This window comes from Thermococcus sp., assembly GCF_027052235.1.
GTDB lineage: Archaea > Methanobacteriota_B > Thermococci > Thermococcales > Thermococcaceae > Thermococcus.
In genome coordinates this window covers 25,254-31,897 of sequence record NZ_JALUFF010000058.1, presented here as the reverse complement: position 1 = coordinate 31,897, position 6,644 = coordinate 25,254, and the positions used below count along the sequence as shown (strand labels likewise).

The 6,644-nt window shown below is 54.3% G+C and carries 9 protein-coding genes; 3 read left to right on the top strand and 6 right to left on the bottom strand.

The genetic code is table 11. The features are described 5' to 3' along the window. Window positions 1–292: 292 nt before the first annotated feature. The 5 genes from MVC73_RS07255 to MVC73_RS07235 are packed head-to-tail and all read right to left on the bottom strand — an operon-like array spanning window position 293 to window position 3,112. Window positions 293–757 (bottom strand): hypothetical protein, encoded by a 465-nt coding sequence (locus tag MVC73_RS07255; protein WP_297508991.1) that lies wholly within the window; start codon window positions 755–757, stop codon window positions 293–295. A 9-nt stretch (window positions 758–766) separates the two neighbouring features. Next, entirely contained in the window at window positions 767–1,333 is a 567-nt protein-coding gene (locus MVC73_RS07250) for a nicotinamide-nucleotide adenylyltransferase (protein ID WP_297508988.1), read from the bottom strand. Beyond that, entirely contained in the window at window positions 1,326–1,766 is a 441-nt protein-coding gene (locus tag MVC73_RS07245) for a HEPN domain-containing protein (protein ID WP_297508985.1), read from the bottom strand. Before MVC73_RS07245 ends, MVC73_RS07250 begins: the two co-directional genes overlap by 8 nt. Beyond that, window positions 1,756–2,295 carry a nucleotidyltransferase domain-containing protein gene (locus MVC73_RS07240; protein ID WP_297508981.1) on the bottom strand — a complete coding sequence of 180 codons (540 nt, stop codon included), beginning with the start codon at window positions 2,293–2,295 and terminating at the stop codon, window positions 1,756–1,758. Before MVC73_RS07240 ends, MVC73_RS07245 begins: the two co-directional genes overlap by 11 nt. A gap of 37 nt (window positions 2,296–2,332) precedes the next feature. Further along, window positions 2,333–3,112 (bottom strand): S-adenosyl-l-methionine hydroxide adenosyltransferase family protein, encoded by a 780-nt coding sequence (locus tag MVC73_RS07235; protein WP_297508979.1) that lies wholly within the window; start codon window positions 3,110–3,112, stop codon window positions 2,333–2,335. A 49-nt stretch (window positions 3,113–3,161) separates the two neighbouring features. On the opposite strand from MVC73_RS07235, the gene MVC73_RS07230 reads away from it, so the two are divergent. Genes MVC73_RS07230 through pgsA form a run of 3 tightly spaced genes read left to right on the top strand, consistent with a single transcriptional unit; the run spans window position 3,162 to window position 5,873 of the window. Next, complete coding sequence (locus MVC73_RS07230) at window positions 3,162–4,766, top strand: transglutaminase domain-containing protein (protein ID WP_297508976.1); 1,605 nt, start codon at window positions 3,162–3,164, stop codon at window positions 4,764–4,766. Beyond that, window positions 4,763–5,335 (top strand): tRNA (cytidine(56)-2'-O)-methyltransferase, encoded by a 573-nt coding sequence (locus MVC73_RS07225; RefSeq protein WP_297508973.1) that lies wholly within the window; start codon window positions 4,763–4,765, stop codon window positions 5,333–5,335. The genes MVC73_RS07230 and MVC73_RS07225 overlap by 4 nt, the downstream gene beginning before the upstream one ends. Continuing rightward, window positions 5,304–5,873, top strand: a complete 570-nt coding sequence (gene pgsA / locus MVC73_RS07220; RefSeq protein ID WP_297509010.1) for an archaetidylinositol phosphate synthase — start codon at window positions 5,304–5,306, stop codon at window positions 5,871–5,873. Before MVC73_RS07225 ends, pgsA begins: the two co-directional genes overlap by 32 nt. 60 nt (window positions 5,874–5,933) lie before the next feature. Here the strand turns inward: pgsA and MVC73_RS07215 are convergent, their stop codons facing one another. Further along, the gene (locus MVC73_RS07215; protein WP_297509009.1) at window positions 5,934–6,641 is read right to left on the bottom strand and encodes a TIGR02253 family HAD-type hydrolase; all 708 of its coding nucleotides are present in this window, start codon (window positions 6,639–6,641) and stop codon (window positions 5,934–5,936) included. Between the last annotated feature and the right edge of the window lie 3 nt (window positions 6,642–6,644).

The window sequence follows — 6,644 nt, the reverse complement described above, 5'->3', positions numbered from 1 at the left end:
CTATGGCGAGTGAAACGCTTGTTATTCCAACGATTGTGCCGCTTGAAACCGGATTCCAGCCCGCCAGCCAGTAGATCACCGCCGTCGTCCAGGGAATCCAGATAACGTTGAAGCCGAGCTGCTTTGCGGTGTACTTAATCTCCTCGCGGAGCTGGGCTCGGGCTATTTCATAGTCTCGCCTCCAGATTCAGGACACACCTGTTTTGTTTCTCCCGTATTTATGCCTTTCAGGAACTCAAGGTTGAGAAACGGAAGCTAATATCTCAACTCGGATCTGGCTTAAGAACATCACTCAGCAGGCCCAGGGTTTGAGCGCTAAAACGCAACCAATGAAAAGCCACGTGACTGAAACTAGAGCCAGTCCTGGAAGGTTTCTCCTGTAATGCTCATCTTGGAGGTAGTACGCAAGGCCGGCGGCGAGGACGTTGGAATACAGAACGCCGAGGAAACCTCCTGAGGAGAGACTGCACATCCCAGCAGGGAGGACTAGGAGACCGAAGAGGAGATGAGTTTTAGCGTGCTCCCTGAGGGAATCCCACCTCTCAACGAAGAGGTAGCCCAGGAGAAGAGGAGAGAGCAGTACTGCCAGCGCGAGAACCCAGCTTGGTTCGATGCAGTAGAAAGCAACGCACGGAACTCCGCCTATCCTCTCGGTCTTCATGTAGAGATCAACGATTTTCCAGCTGGTTCCGAGGAAAAGCTCAACGATTAGGACAAGGAGGGAATAAACGGGAAAGGGAAGTTTTCGAAGGTCCAAACTCCCACCTCAGAACTCCGGAATCCTTATCGGTGCTTGGAGTTCCTTCTCGTTCTTCTCAAGGTTCGTCGCCAGCATTCTTATCCTCTCCACGCCGTGGATTTCCTTTATGAACTCGGCGACGCTTTTGGGAACAAGCTCCTCCCATGGTTCACCTTCTATCATGCGCCGCCTTATTTCTGTGGCGGAAAGGATGTCCTTACGGAACATAGGCTGGACTATCACCTCGTAGCCCTTCTCGCGGAATAGCTGTGCAACGAGCGAGTTGCCGGTAAAGACGACGTCAAACTTAGGAACCATGCTGACAACGTAGGTCGCCCAGATGGCGTTGAAGTTTATGTCCGGGAGCGGGATGAGGTAGTAGCGTTTTTTGGTTAATCCTGCCTCGTCCAAAGCCCTTATGAGCATCTCCATCCTCTCGCTCGTCGTGAACGGGTTTTTCAGCGTGTGGCTTGCCTGTGCGCTCCCTATTCCGATGATCACCTCATCAACCTGCGAGAAAACGAACTCGAGGGCCTTGATGTGGCCGTTGTGCACAGGCTGGAACCTTCCAACGAAGAGACCGCGTTTAACCATCGGTTTCACCTCCAAGGATATTTTCAACAACCTCGATAAACGCCTCCGCCTTCGGGATAATGGTCTCAACATCCTCAGGCTCTGGGGAGAAGCCAACGTCGTACTGGGCCTGATGCCTCAGGTTCCTCACGTAATCGAGGTATCTCACCCATTTAACCTCCAGGATCCCGGGCTTTACGTAGAACTCCCTCAGATAGGCCGAGATGCAGGCGTGACTTTTCTCCCTCCACCCATCTCTGAATAGAAGTGCCCTCGCAGCGTGGAAGAAGGCGAGGTAAGCCATTACAAGGGCACCATCGTGAATGCCCATGTTCAGGTTCTTTCTTGCGGATTCCAGGAAGGAGCGAGCCTTGGCAAGGCTGAGCCTTCCAAGTTCAGGTTGTGGTTCAATTCTCCTGAGATAGCTCCTTCTAACGCACTCTTCAAAGTCCATCAACGTCACCCCAAAACACCAGCGATGAAAGTTTGATGCTCCAGTAAAGATATGGGTTCTCTTTTTTGAGCCGGGTCAGTTTATCCCTTGTGAGAACGAGCAGGTCAACTTCCCTCCCAAGGACTTTTTCAAGCTTTTCTTTGAACTCCATGATTGTGAGAGGGTCGGCATCCTCCACAAGAATCCAAACGTCAACGTCGCTGGCCTTTCCGTTTTCACCCCTGGCAAAGCTTCCATAAACTCCCAAAGCAAGCATCCAGTCTTCCTTAAGCGGTAGCAGGGCTTCTCTCAGACTCCAGAAGTTTAGAAACCTCTTAAGTTCTTTAAGCTCGGGACCCCTGGATGGGTAGAACCTCCGCCCCCGTTTGCGGATTATGCCCAGGTTCATCAGCTCTCGGAAGTAAGTGGAGACGAGCCCTTTGCTGAGGTTTAGAGCTGAAGCAATCTCTTCCGGTCCAAACTCATCCATCTCCAGTATATATTCAAGGATTTTCTCACGCTTTTCGGTTGATGCGAGCCTATGAATCATGGGTTATCATCTCGTTCAAGATTTTTGAACCTTTCGTTCAGGATTTTTGAACGAGTCTCACCCTCACCTCATCACCAACCTTGAGACCGAGCTTTTCAGCGGCGCTCCCCTGGTTTACCGCTATCTCCAAGTAGTCGTGGCTTCCGGGCAGGGCCAGAAGCTCGCCGGGCTTTACCTGGCCATAGGTGTCAAGGTAAGGAATCCTGAGGCCGAAATCAGGGAGCTCGACCGCCCTCGGCCTTTCGTAGTCTTCGAGGTTCAGTATAACGTTCCCGAAGTCGTCAACGTAAATCACCTTCAGAAACCAGAGGTCTTTCTCTTTCTTCGGTTCCAAATCGAGCCTAACGAGGGAATCGAGGGGAATTTCACTTGCGAACTCTGCTGGAGAGACCCCTTTCTCTATCAGCGCCCCGGCCGGCCCGAAGACGTCCCTGCCATGGAAGGTCGAGCTTATCCTCCAGCCCGTGAAGCGCCTAATCCTCTCAAGGTCTATCTCCCAGGCCTTTCTAGGCTTTATGTGCTTGAGGGGGAGGGTTACTAGGCCGTTGTCTGGAACAACCAACCACTGCTCACCTTCTATGATTACAGCCCTCCTCCCGGTTCCAACGCCCGGATCAATCACTCCAACGTGGACTGTTCCAGCGGGCGAGTACTTAACGACCTGCTCCATCACGAAAGAGCCTTCAACGACGGAGTGTCGCGTTATCGCGTGGGTAACATCAATAAACCTTGCCTCGGGATTAACCCTAAGCATAGCCACCTTCATCTCGCCGACGTAGGGGCCTTTCAGGCCAAAGTCCGTCGTGAGCGTTATCATCCGACCACCCAAAGCTTATTAACGGTTCGGGCTTTAAAGGGTTTGGAAGATGGGCATGAGGAAGATGCTCCCCCTTTTGCTGGTTCTCATGGTGCTGGCCTCGGGTTGCCTCTTCAAGCCCCCGGCCGAGGTTAAGTTCTCGATCGACAAAACGGCGGTTCCTCCCGGGGGAACCTTCCACCTCATAGTTAACGTCAACAACACCGGAAAGGTCGGACTCGTCGGTGCCACACTGATACTCGGCAACGATGACTTCCACATAGTTCAGGAGCCGAGCTTTCCCGAGGTTCTAAAGGTGGGGCAGAGCGTTCAGCTCGTCTGGATAATCCGTGCACCGGAAAAGCCGGGAACATACAACCTTCAGGTCTCGCTGGAGCTCAGGGACGAGCTCAAGAGGACGTGGACCGGCTTCTACGGGCACTTCAGGATAACTGTCTCAAAGGAAGCAATCCTTCCCGAGAGGCTTCTGCTCAACGTTACCGCCCCCGAGAATGTAAACGGGGGTTCGACATTCACCGCCACGGTGACTGTTAAGAACGAGTTCAAATCCCCGGTTCAGCTCCTGAACGCGAGTTTCACCCTGCTACCGGGCATGAAGGTCGTCAGTGCCCCCGCTTTACCCCCTCAGATTGAACCCGGCAAGACCGTAACGCTTCACTACACAATCAGGGCCCCCTTCGCCAGCAGGAACGGCTTCATCACCTACGTCCTCAGGTACTTCACCGGGGGCTCCTTCGGGAGCGTCGCCGGTAGCTTTAGGGTAACGGTAACGTGGAAGCCGTGGGAGGCGAACGACGAGACGCTCCTCAAGGCCTATGGAGAGGAATACCACTGGATCGTTGACAGCTACCTCGTCGATGAATACTGGGTGAAGAGGTTTAACTCCACCTCATACGTCGAGAGGGAAAAGCTACAGCCCCTAGCACTGAAGGTAGTAGGCAACGCCACCTCCGACGTGGAGGCCTCGGAGCGGATTTTCAGGTGGATACTCTCGAACTACTCCCTGGGCGACACGACCGCCACGCTCCAGCCGGACAGGATTCTGCCCCAGGACAGGATAAGCTACGTCGAAGCCCAGATACTCACGACCGCGATGCTCCGCTCCCTGAACATACCCGCGAGGATAGTTAGCCTCTTCAACGGGACGGACTGCACGATAAGGCCCATGACCGAGTTCTACACCTCCGACGGCTGGTACGTCATCGACTTCAGACACGGCTTCATAGGCTCGCTCGACGACTACCTGGCCAGCCCCTACTTCCCGAGGATATATCAGCTCGTAACCCGGAACCACTACAGAATCGTCGCCCAGAGCCCGATAGCCCTGAAGGGCCACGAGCACGTCGACGTTACCGGGGAGTTCCTGGAAGACCTTGAGAACAGGCTGACCAACAGGGTTCTGAAGCGCGTCCGTCCGGCCCTCCGCTCAAAGGTCACCCTGGCCCTCTCCCAGATGCCCCCAGACGAGAGGATATTCGCCCTCTTCATATTCTCATCGGCTCCAAACGGAAGCGACCTCAACAGAATCCTTGAGGAGTGGAGCGCGAGCAAAATAGAGAAAACCGTAAAAGCCGTTTACGAGTTCTACAAGGACATGCCCTGGAAGGACGACTTCACCTACTACTGGAAGATATTCGCGGGGGAGGTGCCATGATAGTAGTGCTCCGCCTTGGCCACAGACCGGAGAGGGACAAGAGGATTACAACGCACGTAGCTTTAACGGCGAGGGCCTTCGGGGCGGATAAAATCATAATCAGCGCTGAGGAAGACGAGCACGTGAAGGAGAGCGTTGAGGACGTCGTGAGAAGATGGGGTGGGCCCTTTGAGATAGAGTTCAACCCGAGCTGGAAGAAGGTAATGCGCGAGTGGAAGGAGAGGGGAGGGGTGATAGTCCATCTCACAATGTACGGGATTCACGTGGATGAAGCCCTGCCCGCAATAAAGGAGGATCTGAAGGCTGGAAAGAACATCATGGTCGTCGTCGGGGCCGAAAAGGTTCCAAGGGAAGTTTACGAGCTGGCCGATTACAACGTGGCCATAGGGAATCAGCCCCACAGTGAGGTCGCGGCTTTGGCAGTTTTCCTCGACAGGCTCCTCGACGGCGAGGGGCTCAGAAAGGAGTTCGAAAACGCTAAGCTCAAAATAATCCCTCAGGAGAGGGGGAAGAAGGTGCTCAGGCTGGGTGATGGCGATGGTTCTCAACAGATACCGGGAGAACGTTAGGGGCTACCTTGAGGCCATTGTAAAGCCCCTGGCAAAGGCCGGCGTCACACCGAACACAGTAACCGTTGTTGGACTGATACTCAGCCTGCTCTCGGCGTATCTCTTCTACCTCCGCGAGCCGAGAATTGCTGGCCTCGTTTTACTCCTCGGCTCGCTCATAGATGCCCTCGACGGAACCCTGGCGAGGATGACGGGGAAGGTCAGTCGCTTCGGGGCCTTTCTGGATTCGACCTCCGACAGAATAAGCGACGGCTTCGTCCTCTTCGGCATAGCCCTTGGAAACCTGGCAGACTGGCGCGTTGCCTTTCTGACCTTTATGGGTGCTTACCTCGTCAGCTACGAACGTTGCAGGGGCGAGTTAGCTGGCTCTGGAAAGCTCGCCGTCGGGATAGCGGAAAGAGCTGAAAGACTGCTCATACTCATAGCCTTTTCCCTTGCCGGGGCAAAATACGTTAAATACGGCGTTTACCTCGTCGGAATACTGGCGTGGATAACGGTCTTCCAGAGAATGTGGGTGGTCTACCAGAGGCTTAAGTGAAAGGGAAAGGGGATGACGAGAATTTCGCTAAACGAGGGCTACCGATGAAGAGCCCTGCCGTTACCGACCCTTTAGTCCTTTAACTATTTCCACTACCTCTCTCAGGGCCGAGACGACGAAGTCACAGTTGTTCCAGAGTTCCCTCTTCTCGCCCATGGGGTCGAGGAGGACGCTCATCATGCCGACGTTTTTTGCACCGACGCAGTCCTTTTTCGGGTTGTCGCCAACGTAGAGCGCTTCCGAGGGTTTAACACCAGCCCTCTCAAGGGCGAGGAGGAACGGCCTCGGGTGTGGCTTGAAGTAGCCGGAATCCTCGCTGGTTGTTATGCTGTCGAAGAGTTCGTATATCCCGAGGGCCCTCAGGTGGGCCTCTATGTAGTCGTTGTCGGAGTCGGTGATTATTCCCACGTGGAGGCCCATCTCCTTGAGTGCCTTTATCGTCTCGACGGCATCGGGGAAGAGCCTCCCATACCTCCCGTGAAAAGCTATGCTGATTTCCCAGAAGTCAGCCGGAACCTCAAAGCCGAACCTCTCGCCGACGAGCTTTAAAGCCTCGGTGTCCACATCCCTGATTTTTCTGGCCTCTTTTCCAGCGAGCTCACTGAAAAGCCTTGAGCTCTCCTCCTCATAGGCCCTCCACACGGTTTCGGCGTCGAGGTCTTCCCTTCCAGCTCTTTTGAGAACCTCACGGATTATGTTGAGGTGGGTCTCGTTTTCGCCCTCCTTCGTTATCAGCGTGCCGACGAAGTCGAAGAAGACCGCCCTCATGCT